The following is a 22,390-nucleotide window of genomic DNA, read 5'->3' on the forward strand; positions in this document are numbered from 1 at the left end:
ACATGCTGGGCCGGCTCAACCATGTCGCGATCGCGACCAAGGACGCCGTCAAGGCTGCCAGGATCTATGGCGCCGCGTTCGGCGCCGAGATTTCGGAGGCTGTCGCGCTGCCAGAGCACGGCGTGACCACCGTGTTCGCGACGCTGCCCAACACCAAGATCGAATTCATCGAGCCGCTCGGCGAGACCTCGCCGATCGCAAAATTCCTGGAGCGCAATGCCGACGGCGGCATCCACCACGTCTGCTACGAGGTCGTCGACATCATCGCCTCGCGCGATACGCTGGTGAAGGAGGGGGCGCGGGTGCTCGGCGACGGCGTGCCGAAGATCGGCGCCCATGGCAAGCCGGTGCTGTTCCTGCACCCGAAGGATTTTTCCGGCGCGCTGGTCGAGATCGAGCAGGCATAGGGCCGAACCATGGCCATCCAGATCTCAACCGCGATCGCAATCTACTTCGTCATCTGGTGGGTCGCGCTGTTCCTGACGCTGCCGTTCGGCGTGCGCAGCCAGCACGAGGATGGCGTCGGTGCGCCCGGCACCGACCCAGGCGCGCCGATCCTGACGCGGATGGGCCGCAAGCTGATCTGGACCACCATCATCTCGGCGATCATCTACGGCCTCGGCATGGTCGCCTATCACGCCGGCTATCTCTCGATCGAGCGCTTGTCGAAATTGATGGGAATGCCTTTCTAGACGTTCTTGCTAGACGTTTTTGCCGACGACATTGTTTGGGGGAACGAATGACTTTTCAGAGGATCGTCATTGCACTTCTGGTGCTGATCGTCGCCGGCATTGGAACCATCGGCTATTTCGAATGGCGGATGGCCGCGCAGGTGCGCACGCTGAAAGCGTTCGTCGAGGGCTATGTCTTCAACGAAGCCGTGATGGCCTGCGAGCAGGCCAAGAGCTCGACACCGTTCAAATGGAACGGGGGCAAGAGCACCTCGGTGATCGGCCTGAACTCCGCCAAGCTGGACAAATACACGGTCAGCGCCAGCTACACGCTGGTGGCGGACAGCGTCTATTGTGACTACGATCCGATCAAAAGAAAGGCCGAGATCGGCTCCAGCTTTTTGGAGCGGGAGTAACGATCCTGCGCAGGCAGGCATGAGCGCGCCGCAACCTGCTCGCTGCGGCGCGACTTCGCGCTCGCCCGATCAGCCGCTCACGCGCGGAATCTAGATCGCTCGGCGTTGTCGGCCGGCGAAGAGCCCGTAGACGAACAGCACGATGATCGCGCCGACGACCGCACCGATCAGTCCCGCACCTTCTTCGGCACGATACCAGCCGAGCGCCTGCCCGAGGTAAGTCGCAACGAAGGCGCCGACGATCCCGAGGATGGTCGTCAGGATGAAGCCGGACGGCTCGTTGTCGCCAGGCATGATGAACTTGGCGATCACGCCGGCGACGAAGCCGATGATGATTGTCCAGAGAAGACCCATTTCCACACCTCTTCCAGGTTAAGCGGCAACAGCTATGCCTCAGGCAGACGTCCATCCGGCGTGTATTTGTCGACCGCCGAGGGCAATTCCCGCGATAGCCTTGTGAGGATCTCGTCTTGCGAGAGCCCCGTCTGCTGTTCGAGCTTCTCCAGAACGTCGGTGCCGATCGCATTCCTCAGCTCAGGCGACGAGATCTCCTTGTTGGGCCCGGGCTTGACCCATGAATCGGCGACGTCACCCTGGCCGTTCTGGTTGAACCGCTCCAGGAGCTCGCCAAGGCCGCCATTGAGCAGACCCCCGATCCCGCCTGCGCCGAGCATGCCGCCCAGATTGCCGAGCGCTCCCCCGGGCGGCTGCTGACCGCCCGCGGACGAGCCGCCGGTCGCACCTTTCAGCAGCTCAGCCAGCTTGTCGCGGTTCTGATAGCCGGCCATGGCCAGCATCGCTAGAAGGGCAGTCATGGAAGGCATCCCGCGGCTCATCGGTAACTCCTTTAAAATCTCAGAAACGCAAAACTGTCTCAGCCCGCTTGTGTTCCAAAAATCGACAAATCGCCGGCTCGCGACCGCGCGCCCCGGCCTGGTCGTCCGACACTAAGGACTTTGCATGCAACTGGTCCCGACGTGCGCCAGCGACACAGGTGGCGGACCGCCTTGATTGCGTTTACGATCCGACCAAAAGAATGGCCGGGATCGCCCAAGCTTCCCAGAAGCGGGAGTTGCGACCAGGCCATGCCAAGCATGGGTGGGATCGTCATGACCGGGGACCGGGCGGGGGACTATCGAATTCTGCATGAAGCGGCGCTGCGGGATTATCTGGCAGGCCTTCCTGATATCGCCGCACTCCTGGGCGGCGAGCCGGCCTCCTGGGAGATCACCGAGGTCGGCGACGGCAATCTCAATCTCGTCTTCATCATGAAGGGCGCGGGCGGCGGCGTCGCCGTCAAGCAGGCGCTGCCTTATGTCCGCCTCGTCGGCGAGAGCTGGCCGCTGCCGCTGTCGCGGGCCCATTACGAATATCTGGCTCTGTCCCGGCAAGCCCAGCTCGCGCCCGGCCTCGTGCCGGCTTTGCTGCATCACAACGAGGCCCTGGCGCTGACGGTGATGGAGCTGCTCGAACCCCACATCATCATGCGCAAGGGGCTGGTTGCGGGAACGCAATATCCAGGCTTCGTCGGTGACATCACCACCTTCATGGCGCGAACGCTGTTCTTCACCTCCGACCTCGCGCTGTCCGCGGCCGAGAAGAAGGAGGGCATCGCCGCGTTCGCCGGCAACCACGCGCTCTGCAAGATCACCGAGGATCTGATCTTCACCGATCCCTACCGCATCGCCGAACAGAACCGCTGGACTGCGCCGCATCTCGATGCGCTCGCGGCCAGCCTGCGTGATGACATGGAGCTGCATGTTGCGATCTCCCGGCTGAAGCTGAAATTCATGGCAAGCCCCGAGGCGCTGCTCCATGGTGACCTCCACACCGGCTCGATCATGGTGACGGACAAACAGACGCGGGTGATCGATCCGGAATTTGCATTCTATGGTCCGATGGGGTTCGACGTCGGCGCCGTGCTGGCCAACCTCTTGATGGCCTATTTCGCCTCCGCCGGCCACGAGCGTGCGACGGGCGAGCGGACCGCATTCGAGGCCTGGGTGCTGGAGACGGTCGAAAAGGTCTGGAGCGAGTTCGCCCGAAAATTCCTCGACCTCTGGCGGGAGAAAGGCACCGGCGACGCCTATCCGGTCTCACTCTTTGCCGGCGCGCAGGGCGCCGCGCGTTTGGAGGCCGAGCGCCAAGCGTACATGCAGCGCCTGTTCGCCGACACGGTCGGCTTCGCGGCCGCAAAGACCATCCGCCGTATCTTCGGCCTCGCCCACAACATCGATTTCGAGCTGATCGAGGACCCGAAGAAGCGCGCCGTCAGCGAAGCCCGCGCGGTGCGGCTCGCACGGGCGATGATGGTGGAGACGGGGACGTTTCGGACGATCGCCGACGTTACGGGTGCTGCGCGAAAACTGCGGGACTGGATGCCGGAATTGTCCGGCTAACGAACGCGTCTTGCAAGGAGCGCACTCCATGCTCTGTCATTGCGAGGAGCCCTTGCGACGAAGCAATCCAGACTGCCGACGCGGAGGCATTCTGGATTGCTTTGCTGCGCTCGCAATGACGAGGGGAGAGATGGATGCCCTCAATACATCCGCATCGGTAGCGGCGCGCCTTCGGGGCCGACCAGCAGACCCCAGGTCTCGTTGGCCGCGACTTCGAACTCCCGCTTCTGCGCCGCGCTGCCTTTGAGCTTGAGGGTGACCTTGTACGTGCCCGGCGGCAGATCGATCTTCTGGCTATCAGGCAACTCATCCGCGGCGGCGTCAAAATCGATCAGCTCCTCTCCGGCGTGAGCCGCCAGTCTGATGGTTCGCTCGTTGACGGTGATGTCCGCCGCATTATCCGTCTTGTTGCCGAGCAACAACATCACTTGTCCCGGCGCCGGCCGGATTTTGGCCGTGGCGGCCAACGGCTTGCGCAGCGCAAGGTCGGCGATCGTTTTGTTGTCCTGACGGACAAGCCGGAGCAGCGCCGGCCCATCTGACGTCGTAAAGGCGACGACGGCCCTGTCTGGCTCGACGACCGCACCGTCGTTCTCGGTCCAGCCGCGCTTTTCGAGTGCAGCGCGATAGAAGCCGAGCACGGCCTCGAGACCGAGCGGCGTCTCGACGTGAGCCGACCTCATGAAGGGCGAATTCTTCGCGGTCATCAGGGCCCAATGGTCGACCAGCGGCAGGCCCATGTCGTCGGACATTTTGGCCTCGAATGTCCGGCTCGTGGCTTGTGTCAGAAGCCCGACAGTGTCGCAGAGCAGGCGCTCGCCAAGATAGACCGGGGCGCAACGGTCCCTGGTCGCCCACCATGTATCGTCGACAAATCCGTTTGACCGCTTGGTGTGGGACCAATTGATTTGAATGTTTTTCGTCGGGCCGTCGCGGGCAGGGTCCGGCGTGACGGGGATCGCCATCGCCGCTGTCGCGGCGACCAGACTGCCGGCGAGCAGGATACCTAGCGTTCGGCGGGGCATTTTTTGCGCGAGATCCCTTGGGGGCCAGATGACGATCCTGAGCTTGGTCGCGTCGATCACGAAAAATGTTCACTATCCCTGGTCGCCCGATGACGCACCGCGTCAATCGACGGCTTGCATCGCCGGGCGGATGCAACCTTACTTCCGGGTCCTCCATCGAAGAGCCGCCGTCCGGAACTGACATTGGTCTCCATCAAAAACGAAGCTTGCATTCGACGGGCTACGAATGATCAAATCCCTGATCGGAATACCTGCGCTGGTGGGGACACACATGATGTTCAGGATGATGGCGATCGTCGCGGGCTTGGGACTGGCGCTCGCCGGATCTGCGGAGGCCCAGACGCCGCGCAAGGGCGGAACCATCCGCATGACGGCGCCCTATGGCTCGAGTTTCACCAGCCTCGACATTCACACCACGCAGCGCGCCCAGGACGAGATCTACGCCAAGGCCCTGCATCGTTCGCTCTACATCTGGAATTCCGCGGAAGGAAAGCCGGTCCTGGAGCTTGCCAAGGAGGACGTCGTATCTGGCGGGGGCCTCGTTCACACCTTCAAGCTGCGCGATGACGCCTATTTCCACAATGGCCGCAAAATGACGGCCGACGACGTCATCTGGTCCTATACCCGCATCATGGACGGCAGCAAGGCCTATCCCGGCGCCCGGTATGTCCGCGTGATCGAGGGCGCGGCTGCGGTCGAGAAGGGACAGGCCAAGGAAATCTCCGGGCTGAAGAAGATCGACGATTTCACCGTTGAGATGAAGCTGACCGAGAAGGTCGATCCCGGCTTCTACTTCTTCACCGCGCTGACCTCGATCTATCCCGCCGACGAGGGTGCCAAGGAGAGTTTTATCCAGAAGCCGATCGGTCTCGGGCCCTTCAAATTCGTCGAGCATGTGCCGGGATCGCGCATCGTTCTGGAACGGTGGGACCGGTTCTACAAGCCCGGCAAGCCCTACGCCGACAAGATCGTCGTGTCGATCATGGGCGAGGCCGCGGCCCGCGATGTCGCCTTCCGCAACAAGGAGGTCGACACCTCGGTGCTCGGGCCCGCGCAATATGTGGCCTACCAGTCCGACGCCAACCTCAAGGGCACCATCGTCGAGGTCGCCGAGGTCTTCACGCGCTACATGGGCATGAATCCATCATTCAAGCCGTTTGCCGACAAGCGCGTGAGACAGGCGATCAACTACGCGATCGATACCGACCTGATCATCAACAAACTGGTCAAGGGCAAGGCCTATCGCGCCACCAGCTGGCTGCCGCTGACCTCGCCCGCTTACGACAAGGCGATGAAGCCGTACGCTTACGATCCCGCGAAGGCCAAGCAGTTGCTTAACGAGGCCGGCTATCCCAACGGCTTCGAGTTCGAATGGACCACCAGCCAGAACGAGAGCTGGGGCTTGCCGATCGTCTCGGCCGTGATTCCGATGCTGGACAAGGTCGGCATCAAGGCGAAGGTCAAGCAGGTCGAGACCGCGGTGCTGGCGGAGGTGGTTCGCACCGGCGACTACCAGGCCTTCATCTATTCGCAGGCGAGCGGTCCGGATCCGCAGGCGGCCCTCAAATGCTTCCACTCGTCGACGCCGCAGCCAGCCTGCAACTACATGATCTTCAAGAACGCCGATTTCGACAAGCTCGTCGACGAGGCCGGGCAGGCCGACGACCCAGCAAAGCGCGCCCAATTGCTGCAAAAGGCCAATGCGCTGCTCTATGAGGAGGCACCGGTCTGGTTCTTCAACTACAACAAGGCGGTCATGGCCGTGCAGCCATGGCTCAAGGGGATTCAGCTCAACGCGACGGAGCTGACCCATCAGAACGTCGAAGACCTCTGGGTCGACGAGACCTCGCCCGCGAAGTGACATGCGCTCTCGCGCTCCCTCCGTCGCCACAGACGATGGAGGGAGAGAGGAAAAGTGCCGATGCTCTCCTTCCTGTTCCGTCGCCTGCTGCAGACCATTCCGACCGTGCTTGCCGTCGTGCTGCTGGTCTTCGTGCTGTTCAGCGTGGTTCCCGGCAGCATCGTCTCCTCCATGAGCGACGACAGCGATCCGCAGGTCGAGCTGCGCATGAAGAAGCAGCTCGGCCTCGACGATCCCGTTTACGTGCGTTTCGGCGTCTACATTGCCAAGCTCGCGACCGGTGATTTCGGCACCTCGTTCCGGACCCATGAGCCTGTCACGACCATGATCGCCAAGCGGGCTTGGCCGACCCTGCAACTGATCTTCGCAGCCATGGCATTCTCGGTCGTGATCGGTGTGCCGCTTGGCTTCATCGCAGCACTTCGACCGGGCGGAATCGTCGATACGCTTGCCATGGTCGTCGCGGTATCGGGCCTTTCCATCGCGAAATTCTGGCTCGGACTGGTTCTGATGTACCTGTTCGCGTTGAAGCTCGGCTGGCTGCCGAGTTTCGGCTATGGCGACGGCGGACTGAAATATCTGCTTCTGCCGGCGGTGACCCTCGGCGTCTCGCCGATGGCGCTGTTTGCGCGGACGACGCGCGCCGCGGTCCTCGAGATCATGACCGCCGATTTCGTCCGCACCGCGCGCTCCAAGGGCATGAGCGAGACGCGGGTGGTGAAGTGGCATGTTATGCGCAACGCCCTCGTCATCATTCTCACCACCGTCGGCCTGCAATTCGGCGCGCTGATGGGGCAGGCGGTCGTGGTCGAGAAGCTGTTCTCGTGGCCGGGGATCGGCTCATTGCTGGTCGACAGTGTCTTGCAGCGCGACATTCCGGCGGTCCAGGGCTCCATTCTCGTGGTGGTGCTGGCCTTTCTGGCGATCAATCTGCTGATCGACGTGCTCTACGGCGTGATCGATCCCAGGATCAGATACGCATGAAGCTCCGCGCCAATCTCGTCATCGGTGGGGTGTTGTTCGCGCTGGCGATCCTGGTCGGTTTGCTCGCGCCCTGGCTGGCGCACACCGATCCCGTCATGGACGCCAATTTGATGAATGCGGAGGAGCCCCCGAGCTGGACTTGGTGGTTCGGGACCGACGACCAGGGGCGCGACATCTATTCTCGCGTCGTGTATGGCGCGCGGGTCTCGCTGACGGTCGGTATCATCTCTCAGCTCATCAACAGCGTCATCGGCGTGGCCTTGGGGCTGAGCGCCGGCTATTTTGGCGGCTGGTGGGACGATGTCGTCAACGCCCTGACCAATCTCATGCTCGCGATCCCCTCGCTGATCTTCGCGCTGGCGATCATGGCGGTGCTCGGCCCCGGCCTGACCAGCCTGTTGATCGCACTCGGGCTGACCAACTGGTCCTTTACGTGCCGGATCGCGCGGGCCTCGGCGCTGTCGCTGAGGAGCCAGGGCTATGTGCAGGCTGCGACCGTGCTCGGCTACGGCGATCTGCGCATCATGATCACGCAGCTGCTGCCGAACATGCTGGGCCCCATCATCGTCATCGGCACGCTGGGCATGGGCAGCGCGGTCTTGTCCGAAGCCGCATTGTCGTTCCTCGGCCTCGGCGTCCGACCGCCGTTTCCCAGCTGGGGCAGCATGCTGTCTGAAGCCCGTGAGCAGATCACGACGGCGCCGTGGCTCTCGGTGTTTCCGGGGCTTGCCATCTTCCTGACGGTGCTTGGCCTCAACCTGCTCGGCGATGGCCTGCGCGACATTCTCGATCCCCAATCGCGGAGCCGGCGGACATGACCGGCGCGCCGCTGATCGAGGTTGAGGATTTGCGCATCGATCTCGACGACGGATCGAGGCGCGTCGCGGCGGCCGAGGGCGTTTCGTTCCGCATCTCACGCGGCGAGACGTTCGGCCTCGTCGGCGAGTCCGGTTGCGGCAAGAGCATCACGGCGCTCGCCTTGATCGGGCTGTTGCGGCCGCCGCTCTCGATCGGCGGCGGCGTCATCCGGTTCGAGGGACAGGAGATCCAGCACCTCTCCGCCGCCAGGCAGCGGGAGTTGCGCGGCAACCGCATTGCCATGATCTTCCAGGAGCCGATGACGGCGCTGAACCCGGTCTCGCCCGTGGGCCGGCAGATCGCCGAGATGTTCGTGCTGCACAAGGGCAAGAGCTGGCGGGAAGCGAGCCGGCTGGCGGTGGAGGCGCTGGCGAGCGTCCGCGTTCCCGCGCCTGAGCGCCGCGTCAACGATTACCCGCATCAGCTCTCCGGCGGCATGCGCCAGCGCGTGATGATCGCCATCGCGCTCGCCTGCGGTCCGGATCTCCTGATCGCCGACGAGCCGACCACGGCGCTCGACGTGACCGTGCAGGCCGAGATCATCGAGCTGATGCGGAATTTGTGCGCCGAGCGTGGAACGGCCATCCTGATGATCAGCCATGATCTCGGCCTGGTCGCGAACGTCTGCCGCCGCGTCGCCGTGATGTATGCCGGCCGCATCGTCGAGGAGCGCGGTTCGGCCGATATCTTCCGCTCGCCCTCGCACCCCTATACGCAAGGCCTGGTCGCCTCGCTGCCGCGGCTCGGCAGCCGCGCTGCGCTCGGCCGCACCAGGCTCAAGGAGATCGCGGGCGTCGTCCCGGCCATCACGAATTTCCCTGAGGGGTGCCGGTTCAATCCGCGCTGCGCGCAGGCGACCGATATTTGCCGGACCATCGCGCCGGAGACGGATCTGCTGGCGGCGGGCGGTCTGGTCAGGTGTCATCACCATGCATGAGCCGCAAAACATGCTGGGTGACCGAAGACCGGACGATGACCTCATCCTCAGCGTCGAGGATCTCGCGGTTCACTTTCCGCTCGGCGGCGGCCTGCTGGGCCGCGGCAAGCGGATGCTCCGGGCCGTCGATGGCGTCGATCTCAAGCTGAAACGCGGCGAATGCCTCGGCCTCGTCGGCGAGTCCGGCTCCGGCAAGTCGACGGTCGCATTGTCGATCCTGGGCCTGCTGACGCCGACGCGGGGCCGCATCGTGCTGGACGGGCAGGTCGTGAGGAGCAGGCAATCCGGCGATCGGAAGGCGTTGGCGCGCACCGTGCAGATGGTGTTTCAGGATCCTTACGCCTCGCTCAATCCGCGTCAGACCGTTCGTCGCACGCTGGAAGATCCCCTGCGGGTGCACGGCGTCACCGCGAAAAGCGAGATCGAGGATCGCGTCGCGACCATGCTGCGGCATGTCGGCTTGCGGCCCGAACAGTCAGGCCGCTACCCGCATGAATTCTCCGGCGGTCAGCGCCAGCGCATCGGCATTGCCCGCGCGCTGATCCTCAACCCCAAAATCGTCATCTGCGACGAGCCCGTGTCGGCGCTCGACGTTTCGATCCGCGCCCAGATCATCAACCTGCTGCTGGAACTGAAGGACACGCTCGGCCTGTCCTACATCATGATCAGCCACGACCTCGGCGTCGTCGAGCACATGAGCGACCGCGTCGCGGTGATGTATCTCGGCCGCATCGTCGAGAACGGCCACTGGCGCGAGATTTTCGAACGCCCGGCGCACCCCTATACGCAAGCCCTGATCGCCGCCATCCCCGATCCCTTGCACCATGCCCCGCTGGCGACCACAGGCGGTGATCTTCCCAATCCGCTCAATCCGCCAAATGGATGCGCCTTCAGCCCAAGATGCCGTCATGCGGAGGCGGTGTGCCGGCACGAGCCCGGGCCGTCGCTGGAGACGCGAGCCGATGGACATGCCGTGAGGTGCTGGCGGGCCGATGAGATCGGCGCAGCGAGCCTCGCTCCATCACCGTCACCCTGAGGTGGCCGCTTCTTCAGCGGCCCTCGAAGGGCGACGGCCCAGCTGGCAGCGTGGCCGTTCATCCTTCGAGGCTCCGCATGCGATGCTTTCGCATCGCCTGCTCCGCACCTTAGGGATGACGGGGTCATTGTTGCTTCTGCTTCTGTTTTGCCCGACGGGTCAAATTCCGGTGCGGTGGGCTCACGCACTTGCGGCTTCGATAAGCAGCTGAATTTCCTTACAGTTTCTACTGTGCATGGGGTTGTTTTCGCAGTTTTTGTTTTGAGGGCTGTCTAGTCCGCCGCCTTTTCCCTCAGCCGCTGCGCATAGACGTTGATGACCAGCGCCGCCAGCAGGATCAGGCCGCGGATCAGGATCTTCAGGAAGCTGTCGATGTTGACGTGGTCGAGGCCGTTATTGAGAACGCCGAGAACGAAAAGGCCGACGATGGTGTTGCCGATGCCGCCGCGGCCGCCGAACAGGCTGGTGCCGCCGACCACGACGGCGGCGATGGAGTCGAGCAGATAGGTGTCGAACTCGTTCTGCTGCGCGCTGCCGAAATGGGCGACGCCGAGCATGCCGCCGATGCCCGAGCACACCGCCGAGATCACCATGACGGCGCCGAGGATGAGCTTGACGTTGAGGCCGGAATATTCGGCTGCCTCGCGGTTGCCACCGACCATGTAGACGTAGCGGCCGAAGCGCGTGTAGGTCAGCACCAGATGGCCGCCGAGCAGCATCAGCGCGGCGATGATGACGAGCCAGGGGATGCCGCCGATCGAGCCTGAGCCGAGCGTGGTGATCAGGCTCGGCACCTTGTAGGCGATCTGGCCGCGCACCAGCAGCGCCGAGATGCCGGCCGCGATCTGCATCATCGCCAGCGTCATGATGAAGGAGGGGATGCCGATCACGGTCAGCCCCAGCGCATTGACGAGGCCGAGTAGCGCGCAGAGCAGGATCGACAGGATGATCGCGACCGCGCCGGGCAGAGGGATGTTGGCGATGTTGACGTAGGATTCCTGCACCGTGAAGTAGGCGACCGCGATGCCCGTGACGTTGGCGATGCTGGCGATCGAGAGGTCGATCTCGGCGCAGAGGATCACGAAGGTGAGGCCGACCGCGATGATGCCCGTGACCGACACTTGCGTGAGGATGTTGCCGAGATTGTCGAGCGTCGCGAAGGACGGGCTGGCAAAGGCGAAGAAGCCGGACAGGAAGATCAGGGTGAGGAACGGCGCGATGTTGCGCATCTGCGAGCGCAGGAAGGGCGCGAGCCCGCGCGCCCGCTGCCCCGCCGCCAAAGCCGTCTCACTGCTCGCCATTGTGCTTCTCCGTCACGCCGCTTCCAGCAGGCGGTCCTTGCTGACCGGCTCGTTCCTGAATTCCCGCACCAGTGCGCCGCGCTTGAGCACGAGGATGCGGTCGGCCAGCGACAGCACTGTTTCCGGCTCGGTCGACAGCACGATGATCGCAAGCCCCTTGGCGCGGAGGTCGCGGACGATGTTGATGACGTCGTTCTTGGCGCCGACGTCCATGCCGCGGGTCGGCTCGCACAGCACCAGGAGCTTCGGCGGATAGGTCAGCCATTTTGCCAGCGCCACCTTCTGCTGGTTGCCGCCGGAGAGCATGCCGAGATCGAGGCCGACCACCGGCGGCCGGATCTGCAATTGCTCGACCTGGCGCTGGGCGATATCGCGCTCTTGCGCCGGCTTGAGCAGCAAAGACGAGATGCGGTCCAAAATGCTGATCGAGATGTTCTTGTAGACCGGCTCCTGGTGAAACAGCATGTCGCGGCGGCTCTCGGGCACCAGCGCCACGCCGGCGCGTCGCGCCGCTGCCGTGCTGGCAAAGGTTTTTGGCTTACCCTCGACGAGAAGCGCGCCGCTATCAGGCTTCAGCTTGCCGAACAGGATTCGCGAGAGCTCCTGCTGGCCGCAGCCCATGAAGCCGTAGATGCCGAGCACCTCGCCGGCGCGGGCCTCGAAGGAAATGTCCTTCAGGCTGCGCGCCAGCGATAGCTGGTCCACTTTCAGGACCACCGAACTGTCGCTCGGCTGCGGCAGCATCAGGTCGTCGGTGTAGCTGTGCTCGAGCGCCTCGCCGCCGCGGCCGATCATGGCCTCGATCAGCGCGCCCTTGCTGGTGGCGGCGCTTGCGGTCTCGGCGACCTTCCGCCCGTTGCGGAACACAGTCACCGTGTCGGACACGCGCAGAATGTCCTCGATGAAATGCGAGATGAAGACGATGCTGGTGCCTTCTTCACGTAGCCGCCGCAGCGTCGCGAACAGGCGCTCGACCTCGGGCGGGGAGAGGGCTGAGGTCGGCTCGTCCAGGATGACCATGCGGGCGCCGGAGAACAGCACGCGCGCGATCTCGATCAGCTGCTGCAGCCCGATGGGCAAATCACCCAGCCTGCTCATCGGATCAACGTCGATGCCGAAGCGGGCAAGCTGCTCGCCGGCCTCGCGCGCCATGCGCCGCCACTGCACGAGGCCAAGGCCGTTGGTTGGCTGGTTGCCCAGGAAGACGTTCTCGGCGACCGTGAGATCAGGCGCGACGCTGAGCTCCTGATGCACCATGGCAATGCCGGCGGCGTGCGCATCGCGCGCCGAGCGGAAATGCGTCTCCTTCCCGTCGATCAGGAAGCGGCCGGAGAATTCGGTGTGCACGCCGGCGATGATCTTCATCAGCGTGCTTTTTCCAGCCCCGTTCTCGCCGACGAGACCGTGGATCTCGCCGGGATGGAGTGCGAAGTCGACACCACGAAGCGCTTCGACGCCGCCGAAGCTCTTCGTGATGCCCTGCAGTTCAAGGATGGGCGAACGCACCTCGGGCATGGAGGCTCAGATCAGGAAGTGATCCTGCATCCACTGCATCCCGGCAGCGTTGGCCTTGGTCACGACCGGGCCGTCGGTGACGACGTTCTTGGGAATGCCCTGGCCGCTCTTCTCGCCGCCGACGACCGCAGAGACGCCCGCGATGATCGCGCCGCCATGGATGCGGCAGGACGGATTGCGGACGGTCGCGAACATGCGGCCTTCGCTCACCGCCTGGATCGCCGGCGGCATGGCATCGACGCCGCCGATCAGGATGTTGGTGCGGCCCCGCGCCTTCATGATGTTGGCAGCGGCGAGTGCCATGTCGTCATTGTGGAAGAACGCCGCGTCGATCTGCGGATACTTGGTCAGATATGTTTCCCAGAGGCGCGCGGTCTTGGAGACGTCCCAGTCGGCCGGCTGGGTGTCCAGCACCTCGATCCCGGGGAATTGCTTCACCGTGTTGGTGAAGCCCTTTGCGCGCCCTTGCGCGCCGGTGTGGCCGAGCGCGCCCTGCGTCATGATGATCTTGCCCTTGCCGCCCATCGCGTTGCACAGCGCCTGGGTCACCGAGGCGCCCATGAACTCGTTGTCGGGGGCGAGGAAGGAGTGGACGTTGATCTGGTCGAGCGGCGCGATCAGCGTGTCCATGTCGATCACGGGCGTGCCGGCGTCGATCATCTTCTGCACGGGCTGGGTGAGGGTGCCGATGCCGAAGGCCTGGATCGCGACGAAGTCCCATTTCTGCGAGGCCATGTTGTCGATCGCCGCGCGCTGCTTCACGGCGTCGAGCTGGCCGTCGAACCAGGTGACTTCGACGTTGAACAGCTTGCCCCAGAATTCGGCGGCTTGCTTTCCTTGCGCGCACCATGTGGCCTGCAGGCCCGCATTGGAGAACGCCGCCTTCAGCGGCTTCTCGCTTCGCCCGACCTCGGCGGCCAATGCGGGGTTTATGCCCATGCTGCCGAGGAGGGCAGCTCCGGCGCCGGCGGTCGCAGCCGCCTGAAGAAGATCGCGCCTCGTCGTCGAGAAATCTTTCGTCCCGGACATCGCTCGCTCCCATAAATTTTATCGTCGGCGCGTCATTGGTTGCGCAACCGATGTCGAAAGTGTCTCACAAGAGTTGATGCCACTCAATCTGCAATCACACGCCATCGCAGTACGCCGCGTGGTGCAGCGCAAAGCGTCAGGCCGTCGTGCCGGTGAGTGCGTCGATGTCGACGAGCAATGTGTCCCAGGCTCGCGCGATCTCGATCGACCATTCATCGCCGAGCAGATCGCGCAGCGTATCCCTGATGATGGTGAAGAAGGCGGCGAACAGCTGGCGCGACGTGCCATAGGCGTCGTGCGAGGCAACCTCGCAGGCAATCAGCCGGAAATGCCCACGACGCATCCCGGCGAAATCGAGAATCGCCTCGATCGTCAGCGCGAGCATCGATCCCTTCACGAGGTCGCCGCCCTCCGAGCGGAACATCGCCTGTGTTTCGGGATGCTCGTCGAACAGGCGCTGGTAGACGATGGGCGTGAGATCCGCGCAGCGCGAGGCCGCGAGTTCAAAGCTGAGTTCGACCGGATTGGAGGACATATTCATCGGCGAAAGTGCCATGCGGACAAAAAAAGAGCGGGGCCCTGGCCCCGCTCAAAAATTGTGTCGACCCTATTATCCCCGATTCTAAGATTTGCTCTTGATTGACGGGGCGACGCTGCGTTTTGCGCGTCAGGGGCTCCTCCCGAGACTTGGACCACCAGACTTCGACCTCACGGCCAGCCTGAGCAAGGGGGATGCTAGATCAACTTTTCTCACTTGTCATCATTTTCGGCAACGAATGTTCAAAATTCGAGCAATAGACGAAATGATCGGGCTTTTGGCCCCGCAAGTATATGACAAATATAAGAAATCTGTGGATGTCGGGCCGTTTGATTTGGCTCAAATGCCGGACCCCGAGCCCATGGTGAGGTCGTCCGACCACGCTTTTCCGACAAATTTGCGCTGGGCCAAGAAGGCGGCGGAACTGATCTCGACTTAGGCCCGGTGCGGTGTTTAGTTGGCAGACGAACGAATGGTTCGGCGGATGCGCGCGCGGCTACAGAAATTTCTACCCCTGGTCCTGCTCGCCCTGGTGATGCAGGTGCTGGCGCCGATCGCCGCGTGCTGGGCGACCGGCCGGGCCGTGGCCGATCCGCTGTCCGCCGGCGTCATCTGCCACAGCGCGAGCGAGCAGGGCGGCCTCGACGATCGGACGGGCACCCCGACCGCGCATGCGGGCGCGTGCGCCCTGTGTTGCTTGGCCCAAGCGGGCGCGTCGCTCGATTCGCCGGCGCACGCGGCACTCTCGATTCCCTTCCGCCATGCCGCGCGCGTGGTGTGGCAGCCGGCGGATGCGTCCGCCATCGCCGCTCCCAGGGGTTCGAGCGCTCAGGCCCGCGCCCCACCTCAATTTTCCTGACGTCACGACAAACCGAACCGTTGGCGCGCGCCGTTGCTGTGCCGACGGCGTGCTCAATGGACCGGCCGTGGTGCCGGATGTCAGGAATTAAGAGATGTTACGCATTCGTGCGATCGGGCGTGCGGGCTTGCCCGTGCTTTTCGGGCTGGTGTCCCCGATCGGTTCAGACGCGCTTGCCCAGGCTGCCCCGGAAGCGATTCCCGCAGTGACGGTCGAGGCGCCCAGGACGGCCCGTCCCAAGCCAATCACCCGGCCAGCGCGGCTGCGTTCCGCTTCGGCGGCGCGCGCAGCGAGGCCGGTCGCGCCGATCGCGACCGATGGCGCCCAGGGGCAGAACAACACGATGTCCGCCGGCGCAGTGCGGGCCGGTCTCAATCAGGCGCCGGTCGGCCAGACCGCGACGACCATCGATCGTAGCCAGTTCGACAATCGCCCGTCGTTTTCGGTCGCCGACGTCTTGCGGGACAGCCCGGGCATTTCGATCAAGCAGGGTAATGGCCCGCGCGATTTCGGCATCTCGATTCGCGGATCCAACGCCCGGAACGGTTTCGCTATCCGCAATCTCGTGATCTTCGAGGACGGCTTCCCCGTGACGCAGCCGGACGGCCTGTCGCGCAGCGACTTGATCGACCCCCACGCCTATGGCGCGATCGACGTGATCCGCGGCCCCTCGTCGGCGCTCTACGGCAACTACGCGACCGGCGGCGCGCTCAATTTTCGCACACGGCCCGGCGGAACGATCGACGGCGTCGAATACGGCGTGGACGGCGGCAGCTACGGCTACCTCAACAATTACCTGGCGGCCGGCAAGAAGGTCGGGAATTTCGAGGGCTCGCTGTTCGTGAGCGACACAAGAGGCGACGGCTATATCGGCAATAGCTGGTTCAATACGCAGACCGTCAACTTCCTCGGCACACTCAAGGCGACGCCGGACGACCGCTTCACGGTCAAGATCATCAACAACGATCTCAGTGCGCGGCTGCCGCTTCGGCAGTCGCTGAACCAATTCTACACCAATCCTTTCCAGCAGGGGTGTACGACCGGTACGACGGCGGCGGCCGGATGTCCCACCGTGTCTCTTTTCAACAACGGCTTCAACGCAAGAACAGGCGTCGCTGCCGACAGAGACACCGAGACGGCGACGCAAGCAGGTCTCGGGCGCACCGATCGACGAACCATTGTCGGAGCACGATGGGAGCACGACTTCGACAACACGATGACTTGGCGGAACCAGTTCGTCTTCGACGACAGGAACATCAGCCAGCCGACCGGCGCGGCCAGCTCTATCGGCGATTTCCCCTCGTACAACTATATGAGCGACATCACGAAGCGCGGTGAAATCTTCGGCATGGAATCCACCACATTGGTCGGCGCCTGGTACAATACACTCGTGGCGTCGAGCGATACGCGCAACGTCATGCCGGGCGGAAACGCCACGTTGGGACTGATCTCGGCCAACACCTTCAGCGATACATCCAACTACGGGATACGGGCGAGGGAGGAGCTGAAGCTCACTCCTGACTTGACCGCGATAGCCGGAATTGGGTGGGAAACCACCGTTCTGAAGGGCGTCAATACCCTCTACAAATACAACACGTTCAACGTTCCGGTCGCGACGATACCGACGCCCACCACCGTCGATCGCAGGATCGAGAATACGGCTCCCGAATTGGCACTGCTCTACAGACTCAATCAAGAATGGCAGTTTCGCGGACGGGTAGCGGCCGGATATGGAACGCCGCAGGTGTCGAATCTGTTTGTTCTACCGAACGGTGATTTCGGCAACAACACTCAGCTCCAGACGCAAACCAACGTCGGATATGATCTCGGCTTCGATTGGACGCCAAGCAATGCGGTCAAGCTGAGTGCAACGGCATTCTACGAGTTCTTCCGGAATGAGCTGGTCAGTCAGGCCGCCAGCAATCCGAGCGCGAGCAACGCGACCTATATGTTCAACGCGCCGCGATCGGAGCACCGCGGCATCGAACTTGCCGCCGACTGGAAGTTCCATCCGGGCTGGCGGTTCATGGTCGCCTACACCTATCTCGACGAGGTCTACACCGAATATGTCGAGAACATCACCAATGGCGCCGTGTTCAGCTTCAACCGTGCCGGCAACAAAATTCCCGGTATCTCGCCCAACGAGCTGACGGCTCGAATTGGCTATGACGAGTTCGCCGGGCCGCTGGCAGGCCTCGGGGGCTTCGTCGAGGTCCAGTGGAAGGACTCTTTCTACATGGACAACGCGAATCTGCTGAAAGCGCCGGGCTACGAGCTGGTCAATGTGAACGTCCACTACAAGACCGACCTGGTGTCCGACACCTTCAGATCCCTGAACTTGTTTCTCGAAGTCAGGAATGTGTTCGACCGTACCTACGTCGCTTCGGCAAACAACATCTCCAATACGGTTACGGGTGCCGGCCTTCAAAATTCTGCGAGCGTGCTGGCAAACACGACGGGGTCGATCTATGCGGGCTCGCCGCGCACGTTCGTTGCAGGTATGAAGGTGGCCTTCAAATGATCCGGGCTCTCGAAGGGAATAGGGCCATGATCCGAACTGGCTTGCTCGCGATAGCCGCTCTCGCATGCCTGCAAGGTGCGGCGCTGGGGCAGATGCACGGCAAGCACGCGTCCGAAGCCGCGTGCGAGGAGCCGACGCTGCGCTGTGCGACCAAGGCGACGCCTGCCTTCGGTCCTGACGGCACGCTGTGGCTGATCTGGATGGCGGGAGGGCAGGTCTCGGTCGCAAGTTCGCAGGATGCGGGCCGAAGTTTCTCGACGCCCACCCAGGTCACGACGACGCGGCTGAACCTCGATTGGGGGCCGGATGCGCGGCCGAAGATCGTGGTCGACCGCAAGGGGGGCATCGCGCTCGCGTTCTCGACCTTCAGGGACGAGGCCTTCAACGGTCAGGTGCTCACCACGCGCTCGGCCGACGGCGGGAAAAGCTTCGCGGAGCTGAAGCCGATCACCGCCAGCAACGAGAGCCAACGTTTCGAGGCGCTGGCGCTCGATCGGGATGGAACAGTATTTGCGGCGTGGCTGGACAAGCGCAATCGCATTTTTGCGAAGGAAGCGGGACAGAAGTACGAGGGAGCCGGGCTGTTCTTCACTTCGTCCAGCGACGGCGGCACCACCTACGCAGAAGCGAAGCTGGCGCGTGAGGGCACCTGCGAATGCTGCCGGTTGGGGCTGGCATTCGCTGCGTCCGGGCGGCCGGTCGTGATCTTCAGGAACATTTTTGAGGGCGGCGTGCGCGACCACGCGGTGATGACCTTCACGGACGTCGCGACGCCAGGCGAAGTCCGCCGGGTCAGCAACGACGACTGGCAGATCAACGCCTGTCCGCACCACGGGCCGAGCCTCACCGTTGCCCCGAACGGAACCTATCACGTCGCCTGGTACACCAACGGGAAGGCGCGGAAGGGATTGTTCTACGCCCACTCGCGCGACGAAGGCCGCACGTTCTCTTCGCCGATGGCGTTGGGGCGGCCGGATCGCAATCCGACGCGCCCCTTCGTGCTCGCGGGTGCGGCGGGGACGGTAATGGTCTGGAAGGAGTTCGATGGCGAAAAGACCTCGGTCCAGATGACGATCTCCCGCGACGATGGCGAGACGTGGTCGGCGCCGAAGGTGATATCGAGCACGACCGACACGTCCGATCACCCCTTGCTGGTCTCCAACGGCAAGCAGACCTACCTGTCGTGGATGACGAAGGCGGATGGCTATCGGCTCACGGCTATCGAGGACCAACCATGAGATTTCGATTTGCAGGCATTGCGAGTCTTGCGGTTCTGATCGCATCGGCGGCTGCGTTCGGCGCATCTCCAGCTCTCAAGCCATTCGAACGCGGCACCTGGCAAAGCGTTCTTAGGGGGCACGCCGGCCGCCCCGTGCTCGTGCATTTCTGGGGTGTGACCTGTGGTCCCTGCAAGGTCGAGCTGCCGCTGCTCGGGCAGTTTGCCAAGGATCATCCTGACGTCGACGTCGTCACGGTCAGCGCCGATCTCGTGCCGAACCTGCCGGCCGCCACGCAATCGATGCTCGACAAGGCGGGTCTGGCGTCGACCGAAAATTTCATCTTCAACGACGGCTTTGTCGAGCGCTTGCGGTTCGAGATCGATCCGGCCTGGCAGGGCGACATCCCCAGGACAATGCTGATCTCCCGGGAAGGAACCATCACGACGATCGAAGGCTCGGCTGAAATTGCCGATCTCGAAAAATGGTCGGCGCAACAACGCTCCAAACACTGAAGTTAAAAGACTGCAAAGGGAATACCGATATGAAGACAATCTCCAAAAACCTGCTGCTCGCTGCGTTCGCTCTCGCGATCTCCTCAGCACCGGCGCTCGCCGACGACGTCAAGGCCGGCGATCTCGTCGTCTCGCAGGCCTGGAGCCGGGCGACGCCGGGCGGCGCCAAGGTCGCCGGCGGCTATCTGACCATCGAGAATAAGGGCACTGCGGCCGACAGACTGGTCAGTGTGTCCGCCGACATCGCGGGCAAGGCCGAGATCCACGAGATGGCGATGGACAATGGCGTGATGAAGATGCGCCCGCTCGACAAGGGGCTCGCCATCGATCCCGGCAAGACGGTGAAGCTCGCGCCCGGCGGCAATCATTTGATGCTCCAGGAGCTGAAAGGCGCGTTCAAGCAGGGCGACAAGGTGCCGGTGACGCTGCAATTCGAGAAGGCCGGCAAGGTCGCGGTGTCCCTCGATGTCCAGGGCGTCGGCGCGCAGGCGCCTGGCGATGCCGGGCATTCAGGTCATATGGACATGAAGAAAATGCCGGATCACTCGGGAATGAAGATGAAATGAGACTGATCTGGACTCTCGGGAGACCTGATATGTCGAAGCAATCCTGCCTGATCCTGGTTGCCGCGCTCGCCGCCTCGCCGGCAGCGGCGCACGTGTCGATCGAGACCAAGCAAGCCACGGTCGGTACGTCCTACAAGGCCGTCTTCACCGTGCCGCATGGCTGCGCGGGCTCGCCGACGGTGAAGATCCGGGTGCAGATTCCGGAAGGGGTGATCGCGGTGAAGCCGATGCCGAAGGCCGGCTGGACCATCGATGTCGTCGAGGGCAAATATGCCGGGGAATACGACTATCACGGCAACAAGCTCTCCTCCGGCGTCAAGGAGGTGGCGTGGTCCGGCGGCAAGCTGCCGGACAAGAACTATGACGAATTCGTTCTCAGCACGTTCTTGACCGACAGCCTGAAGCCGAACACGGTTCTGTACTTCCCCGTCGTTCAGGAATGCGAGGTCGGCGTCAGCCGCTGGATCGAAATTCCGGCGGCGGGGGCAGGGCATTCACATGAGGGCAAGTCCGAAGGCAAGTCGCCGGCGCCGGGCGTGAAACTGTTGCCAAAACCCTGATGCGCCTCTTAGCCGCGCTTGCGACGCTGCTCCTCATTGCCGGCTTCGCAAGCGATGCGTCGGCGCATGCGGCGCTGGTCTCGGTCGAGCCGGCGAGCGGCAGCATGCTCGCGAGCGCGCCCAAGGCGGTGGAGCTGCGTTTCAACGAGGCAGTGACGCCGGGCGCGATCCGGCTGATCGATGGTAGTGGCAGGGCGCGGGATGATGCGCGCGTCAGCGCGTCGGGCGAGACGATTTTGGTCGCGATGCCGGCGGATCTGCCTGAGGGGACCGCGGTCGTCAGCTATCGCGTGATCTCGCAGGATGGCCATCCTGTCGCCGGCTCGGTGATCTTCTCGATCGGCATGCCGACCGCGACGAAGCCTGCCGCCGTTGAGGATAACGGGTTGAACGCGCTGATCTGGCTGGCGCGCGTCGGCCTTTACGTCGGGCTGTTCATCGGCGTCGGCGGCGTGTTCTTCGCGCGCTGGGTTGCGTGGTCGGTGACGGGCATGGCTCTCCCGCGCATGGCGCTCGCCCTCGGTCTCCCGAGCGCGGTGGCGTCCGTCGGCGCGTTGGGCCTCGATCTCCTCGGGCTGCCACTGGCAGCCCTTGCGACCGGTGCTCCCTGGAAAGTCGCGCTCGCGACCAGCGCCGGCCCTGCGCTGCTGGTTGCCCTGTTTGCGATGCTACTCGCGTTGATGGCGCTGCGCAGTGCGTGGTACGCGCGTGCTCTTGCGATCATGGCGTTGGTCGGCGTCGGTCTGTCGCTCGCCATGACCGGGCACGCCGCAACGGCACCGCCGGAGGCGTTGACCCGGCCTGCAATCTTTCTCCACGGCCTCGGTGTCACCATTTGGATCGGTGCTCTCGCGCCGCTCGTGGCGCTGGTGTCGCGGCCGACCACGGCGACGCTCCCGATTGTGAACCGCTTTTCCCGCATTGCTGCGCTCGCGGTCGGCGTGCTGGCCTTGACCGGCCTCGCACTCGCGATCGTGCAGCTCGAAAAGCCTGGAGCGCTGGTCGAGACTCGCTACGGGCTGATCCTCTCGGTCAAGCTCGTTCTGGTCACGGGATTGCTGGCGCTGGCCGCGCTCAATCGGTTCCGGCTGACTCCGGCTCTGGCCCGGAACGAGCCAGGGACGCCCGCGCTCAAGCGCTCGATCGTGCTGGAAGGTACGATTGCTCTCGCCATCCTGGCGGTGGTCGCCGGCTGGCGCTTCACACCGCCGCCGCGGACGATCGTGCCGGAGACGCCTTTGGCAATCCACATCCACAGCGACAAGGCGATGTTCCAGGTCCTAGTCTCGCCAGGCAAGGCGGGGGCCAATGATGTCGTGCTCCAGCTCATGACCGGCGAGGGGACGCCGCTGGCGGCCAAGGAGGCGACGTTGACCCTGAGCCTGCCAGAGCGCGGCATCGAGCCGATGGAGCGAAGGGCCTCGCTCGGGCCCGACGGTTTTTGGCATGTGCGCAAAGTCGAGCTGCCCTTTGCCGGCCGCTGGCACGTGCGGATCGACGCACTTGTGACCGACTTCGAGCAGATCACGCTCGAAGATGAACTCGACGTCACGCCGCCGTGAGACGCAGCTCGGGCCGAACC

General features: G+C 63.7%; 23 protein-coding genes. 16 read left to right on the forward strand and 7 right to left on the reverse strand.

The genetic code is table 11. From position 1 onward, the window contains the following. Positions 1 to 2 precede the first annotated feature (2 nt). The 3 genes from mce to RAD10_RS29610 are packed head-to-tail and all read left to right on the forward strand — an operon-like array spanning position 3 to position 1,087. Complete coding sequence (mce, locus tag RAD10_RS29600) at positions 3 to 407, forward strand: methylmalonyl-CoA epimerase (protein WP_461620265.1); 405 nt, start codon at positions 3 to 5, stop codon at positions 405 to 407. 9 nt (positions 408 to 416) lie between these two features. Then, entirely contained in the window at positions 417 to 692 is a 276-nt protein-coding gene (locus RAD10_RS29605) for a DUF1467 family protein (RefSeq protein ID WP_018320157.1), read from the forward strand. Between the two features lie 47 nt (positions 693 to 739). Next, entirely contained in the window at positions 740 to 1,087 is a 348-nt protein-coding gene (locus RAD10_RS29610) for a hypothetical protein (RefSeq protein WP_461620266.1), read from the forward strand. Positions 1,088 to 1,177: 90 nt separating this feature from the next. Here RAD10_RS29610 and RAD10_RS29615 read toward each other — a convergent pair whose 3' ends face one another. Further along, positions 1,178 to 1,441: a GlsB/YeaQ/YmgE family stress response membrane protein gene (locus tag RAD10_RS29615; protein WP_018320158.1), complete on the reverse strand. Its 264-nt coding sequence runs from the start codon at positions 1,439 to 1,441 to the stop codon at positions 1,178 to 1,180. 32 nt (positions 1,442 to 1,473) lie between these two features. Continuing rightward, positions 1,474 to 1,923 (reverse strand): YidB family protein, encoded by a 450-nt coding sequence (locus RAD10_RS29620; protein WP_461620267.1) that lies wholly within the window; start codon positions 1,921 to 1,923, stop codon positions 1,474 to 1,476. A gap of 273 nt (positions 1,924 to 2,196) precedes the next feature. Between RAD10_RS29620 and mtnK the strand changes: the two genes are divergently transcribed. After that, the gene (gene mtnK / locus RAD10_RS29625) at positions 2,197 to 3,486 is read left to right on the forward strand and encodes an S-methyl-5-thioribose kinase (protein WP_461620268.1); all 1,290 of its coding nucleotides are present in this window, start codon (positions 2,197 to 2,199) and stop codon (positions 3,484 to 3,486) included. 140 nt (positions 3,487 to 3,626) lie between these two features. Here mtnK and RAD10_RS29630 read toward each other — a convergent pair whose 3' ends face one another. Further along, entirely contained in the window at positions 3,627 to 4,511 is an 885-nt protein-coding gene (locus RAD10_RS29630; RefSeq protein ID WP_461620269.1) for a hypothetical protein, read from the reverse strand. A gap of 271 nt (positions 4,512 to 4,782) precedes the next feature. On the opposite strand from RAD10_RS29630, the gene RAD10_RS29635 reads away from it, so the two are divergent. Genes RAD10_RS29635 through RAD10_RS29655 form a run of 5 tightly spaced genes read left to right on the forward strand, consistent with a single transcriptional unit; the run spans position 4,783 to position 10,187 of the window. Next, positions 4,783 to 6,372, forward strand: a complete 1,590-nt coding sequence (locus RAD10_RS29635) for an ABC transporter substrate-binding protein (protein ID WP_461620270.1) — start codon at positions 4,783 to 4,785, stop codon at positions 6,370 to 6,372. A gap of 60 nt (positions 6,373 to 6,432) precedes the next feature. Continuing rightward, positions 6,433 to 7,356: an ABC transporter permease gene (locus RAD10_RS29640; RefSeq protein WP_461620355.1), complete on the forward strand. Its 924-nt coding sequence runs from the start codon at positions 6,433 to 6,435 to the stop codon at positions 7,354 to 7,356. Then, on the forward strand, positions 7,353 to 8,174 hold the full coding sequence (locus RAD10_RS29645; protein ID WP_018320167.1) for an ABC transporter permease: 822 nt from the start codon (positions 7,353 to 7,355) through the stop codon (positions 8,172 to 8,174). The genes RAD10_RS29640 and RAD10_RS29645 overlap by 4 nt, the downstream gene beginning before the upstream one ends. After that, positions 8,171 to 9,151: an ABC transporter ATP-binding protein gene (locus tag RAD10_RS29650; RefSeq protein ID WP_461620271.1), complete on the forward strand. Its 981-nt coding sequence runs from the start codon at positions 8,171 to 8,173 to the stop codon at positions 9,149 to 9,151. The genes RAD10_RS29645 and RAD10_RS29650 overlap by 4 nt, the downstream gene beginning before the upstream one ends. Continuing rightward, a complete protein-coding gene (locus RAD10_RS29655; RefSeq protein ID WP_461620272.1) occupies positions 9,144 to 10,187 on the forward strand; it encodes an ABC transporter ATP-binding protein in 1,044 nt (347 codons plus the stop codon). The genes RAD10_RS29650 and RAD10_RS29655 overlap by 8 nt, the downstream gene beginning before the upstream one ends. Before the next feature lie 272 nt (positions 10,188 to 10,459). On the opposite strand, the gene RAD10_RS29660 is transcribed toward RAD10_RS29655, so the two are convergent. The 4 genes from RAD10_RS29660 to RAD10_RS29675 all read right to left on the reverse strand — a co-directional run bounded on the left by RAD10_RS29660 (position 10,460) and on the right by RAD10_RS29675 (position 14,573). After that, positions 10,460 to 11,488: an ABC transporter permease gene (locus RAD10_RS29660; RefSeq protein WP_461620273.1), complete on the reverse strand. Its 1,029-nt coding sequence runs from the start codon at positions 11,486 to 11,488 to the stop codon at positions 10,460 to 10,462. 12 nt (positions 11,489 to 11,500) lie between these two features. After that, entirely contained in the window at positions 11,501 to 13,003 is a 1,503-nt protein-coding gene (locus RAD10_RS29665; RefSeq protein WP_461620274.1) for a sugar ABC transporter ATP-binding protein, read from the reverse strand. A 6-nt stretch (positions 13,004 to 13,009) separates the two neighbouring features. Beyond that, positions 13,010 to 14,032 (reverse strand): sugar ABC transporter substrate-binding protein, encoded by a 1,023-nt coding sequence (locus tag RAD10_RS29670; protein ID WP_018320172.1) that lies wholly within the window; start codon positions 14,030 to 14,032, stop codon positions 13,010 to 13,012. Positions 14,033 to 14,168: 136 nt separating this feature from the next. Beyond that, entirely contained in the window at positions 14,169 to 14,573 is a 405-nt protein-coding gene (locus RAD10_RS29675; protein ID WP_461620275.1) for a globin, read from the reverse strand. Positions 14,574 to 15,042: 469 nt separating this feature from the next. Between RAD10_RS29675 and RAD10_RS29680 the strand changes: the two genes are divergently transcribed. From RAD10_RS29680 to RAD10_RS29710, 7 genes are all read left to right on the forward strand, one after another. Next, positions 15,043 to 15,429: a DUF2946 domain-containing protein gene (locus tag RAD10_RS29680; protein WP_461620276.1), complete on the forward strand. Its 387-nt coding sequence runs from the start codon at positions 15,043 to 15,045 to the stop codon at positions 15,427 to 15,429. 94 nt (positions 15,430 to 15,523) lie between these two features. Further along, positions 15,524 to 17,950: a TonB-dependent receptor family protein gene (locus tag RAD10_RS29685; RefSeq protein ID WP_461620277.1), complete on the forward strand. Its 2,427-nt coding sequence runs from the start codon at positions 15,524 to 15,526 to the stop codon at positions 17,948 to 17,950. Between the two features lie 26 nt (positions 17,951 to 17,976). Next, on the forward strand, positions 17,977 to 19,188 hold the full coding sequence (locus RAD10_RS29690) for a sialidase family protein (RefSeq protein ID WP_461620278.1): 1,212 nt from the start codon (positions 17,977 to 17,979) through the stop codon (positions 19,186 to 19,188). Then, positions 19,185 to 19,682 (forward strand): TlpA family protein disulfide reductase, encoded by a 498-nt coding sequence (locus tag RAD10_RS29695; RefSeq protein ID WP_461620279.1) that lies wholly within the window; start codon positions 19,185 to 19,187, stop codon positions 19,680 to 19,682. The genes RAD10_RS29690 and RAD10_RS29695 overlap by 4 nt, the downstream gene beginning before the upstream one ends. Positions 19,683 to 19,711: 29 nt before the next feature. Beyond that, the gene (locus RAD10_RS29700; RefSeq protein WP_461620280.1) at positions 19,712 to 20,248 is read left to right on the forward strand and encodes a copper chaperone PCu(A)C; all 537 of its coding nucleotides are present in this window, start codon (positions 19,712 to 19,714) and stop codon (positions 20,246 to 20,248) included. A 29-nt stretch (positions 20,249 to 20,277) separates the two neighbouring features. Next, positions 20,278 to 20,808: a YcnI family copper-binding membrane protein gene (locus RAD10_RS29705; RefSeq protein ID WP_461620281.1), complete on the forward strand. Its 531-nt coding sequence runs from the start codon at positions 20,278 to 20,280 to the stop codon at positions 20,806 to 20,808. Continuing rightward, positions 20,808 to 22,370: a copper resistance CopC/CopD family protein gene (locus RAD10_RS29710; protein WP_461620282.1), complete on the forward strand. Its 1,563-nt coding sequence runs from the start codon at positions 20,808 to 20,810 to the stop codon at positions 22,368 to 22,370. Before RAD10_RS29705 ends, RAD10_RS29710 begins: the two co-directional genes overlap by 1 nt. Positions 22,371 to 22,390 lie beyond the last annotated feature (20 nt).

The organism is Bradyrhizobium sp. 23AC (assembly GCF_054863025.1).

Excerpts from the sequence above, each read along its gene's own strand:
- RAD10_RS29675 (WP_461620275.1), bottom strand. The coding sequence starts at position 14,573 with ATGAATATGTCCTCCAATCCGGTCGAACTCAGCTTTGAACTCGCGGCC.
- RAD10_RS29670 (WP_018320172.1), bottom strand. The coding sequence starts at position 14,032 with ATGTCCGGGACGAAAGATTTCTCGACGACGAGGCGCGATCTTCTTCAG.
- RAD10_RS29685 (WP_461620277.1), top strand. The coding sequence starts at position 15,524 with ATGTTACGCATTCGTGCGATCGGGCGTGCGGGCTTGCCCGTGCTTTTC.
- RAD10_RS29630 (WP_461620269.1), bottom strand. The coding sequence starts at position 4,511 with ATGCCCCGCCGAACGCTAGGTATCCTGCTCGCCGGCAGTCTGGTCGCC.
- RAD10_RS29650 (WP_461620271.1), top strand. The coding sequence starts at position 8,171 with ATGACCGGCGCGCCGCTGATCGAGGTTGAGGATTTGCGCATCGATCTC.
- RAD10_RS29620 (WP_461620267.1), bottom strand. The coding sequence starts at position 1,923 with ATGAGCCGCGGGATGCCTTCCATGACTGCCCTTCTAGCGATGCTGGCC.
- RAD10_RS29665 (WP_461620274.1), bottom strand. The coding sequence starts at position 13,003 with ATGCCCGAGGTGCGTTCGCCCATCCTTGAACTGCAGGGCATCACGAAG.
- RAD10_RS29705 (WP_461620281.1), top strand. The coding sequence starts at position 20,278 with ATGTCGAAGCAATCCTGCCTGATCCTGGTTGCCGCGCTCGCCGCCTCG.
- RAD10_RS29700 (WP_461620280.1), top strand. The coding sequence starts at position 19,712 with ATGAAGACAATCTCCAAAAACCTGCTGCTCGCTGCGTTCGCTCTCGCG.
- mtnK (WP_461620268.1), top strand. The coding sequence starts at position 2,197 with ATGACCGGGGACCGGGCGGGGGACTATCGAATTCTGCATGAAGCGGCG.
- RAD10_RS29615 (WP_018320158.1), bottom strand. The coding sequence starts at position 1,441 with ATGGGTCTTCTCTGGACAATCATCATCGGCTTCGTCGCCGGCGTGATC.
- mce (WP_461620265.1), top strand. The coding sequence starts at position 3 with ATGCTGGGCCGGCTCAACCATGTCGCGATCGCGACCAAGGACGCCGTC.
- RAD10_RS29660 (WP_461620273.1), bottom strand. The coding sequence starts at position 11,488 with ATGGCGAGCAGTGAGACGGCTTTGGCGGCGGGGCAGCGGGCGCGCGGG.
- RAD10_RS29690 (WP_461620278.1), top strand. The coding sequence starts at position 17,977 with ATGATCCGAACTGGCTTGCTCGCGATAGCCGCTCTCGCATGCCTGCAA.
- RAD10_RS29695 (WP_461620279.1), top strand. The coding sequence starts at position 19,185 with ATGAGATTTCGATTTGCAGGCATTGCGAGTCTTGCGGTTCTGATCGCA.
- RAD10_RS29605 (WP_018320157.1), top strand. The coding sequence starts at position 417 with ATGGCCATCCAGATCTCAACCGCGATCGCAATCTACTTCGTCATCTGG.
- RAD10_RS29655 (WP_461620272.1), top strand. The coding sequence starts at position 9,144 with ATGCATGAGCCGCAAAACATGCTGGGTGACCGAAGACCGGACGATGAC.
- RAD10_RS29645 (WP_018320167.1), top strand. The coding sequence starts at position 7,353 with ATGAAGCTCCGCGCCAATCTCGTCATCGGTGGGGTGTTGTTCGCGCTG.
- RAD10_RS29710 (WP_461620282.1), top strand. The coding sequence starts at position 20,808 with ATGCGCCTCTTAGCCGCGCTTGCGACGCTGCTCCTCATTGCCGGCTTC.
- RAD10_RS29635 (WP_461620270.1), top strand. The coding sequence starts at position 4,783 with ATGATGTTCAGGATGATGGCGATCGTCGCGGGCTTGGGACTGGCGCTC.
- RAD10_RS29610 (WP_461620266.1), top strand. The coding sequence starts at position 740 with ATGACTTTTCAGAGGATCGTCATTGCACTTCTGGTGCTGATCGTCGCC.
- RAD10_RS29680 (WP_461620276.1), top strand. The coding sequence starts at position 15,043 with ATGGTTCGGCGGATGCGCGCGCGGCTACAGAAATTTCTACCCCTGGTC.
- RAD10_RS29640 (WP_461620355.1), top strand. The coding sequence starts at position 6,433 with ATGCTCTCCTTCCTGTTCCGTCGCCTGCTGCAGACCATTCCGACCGTG.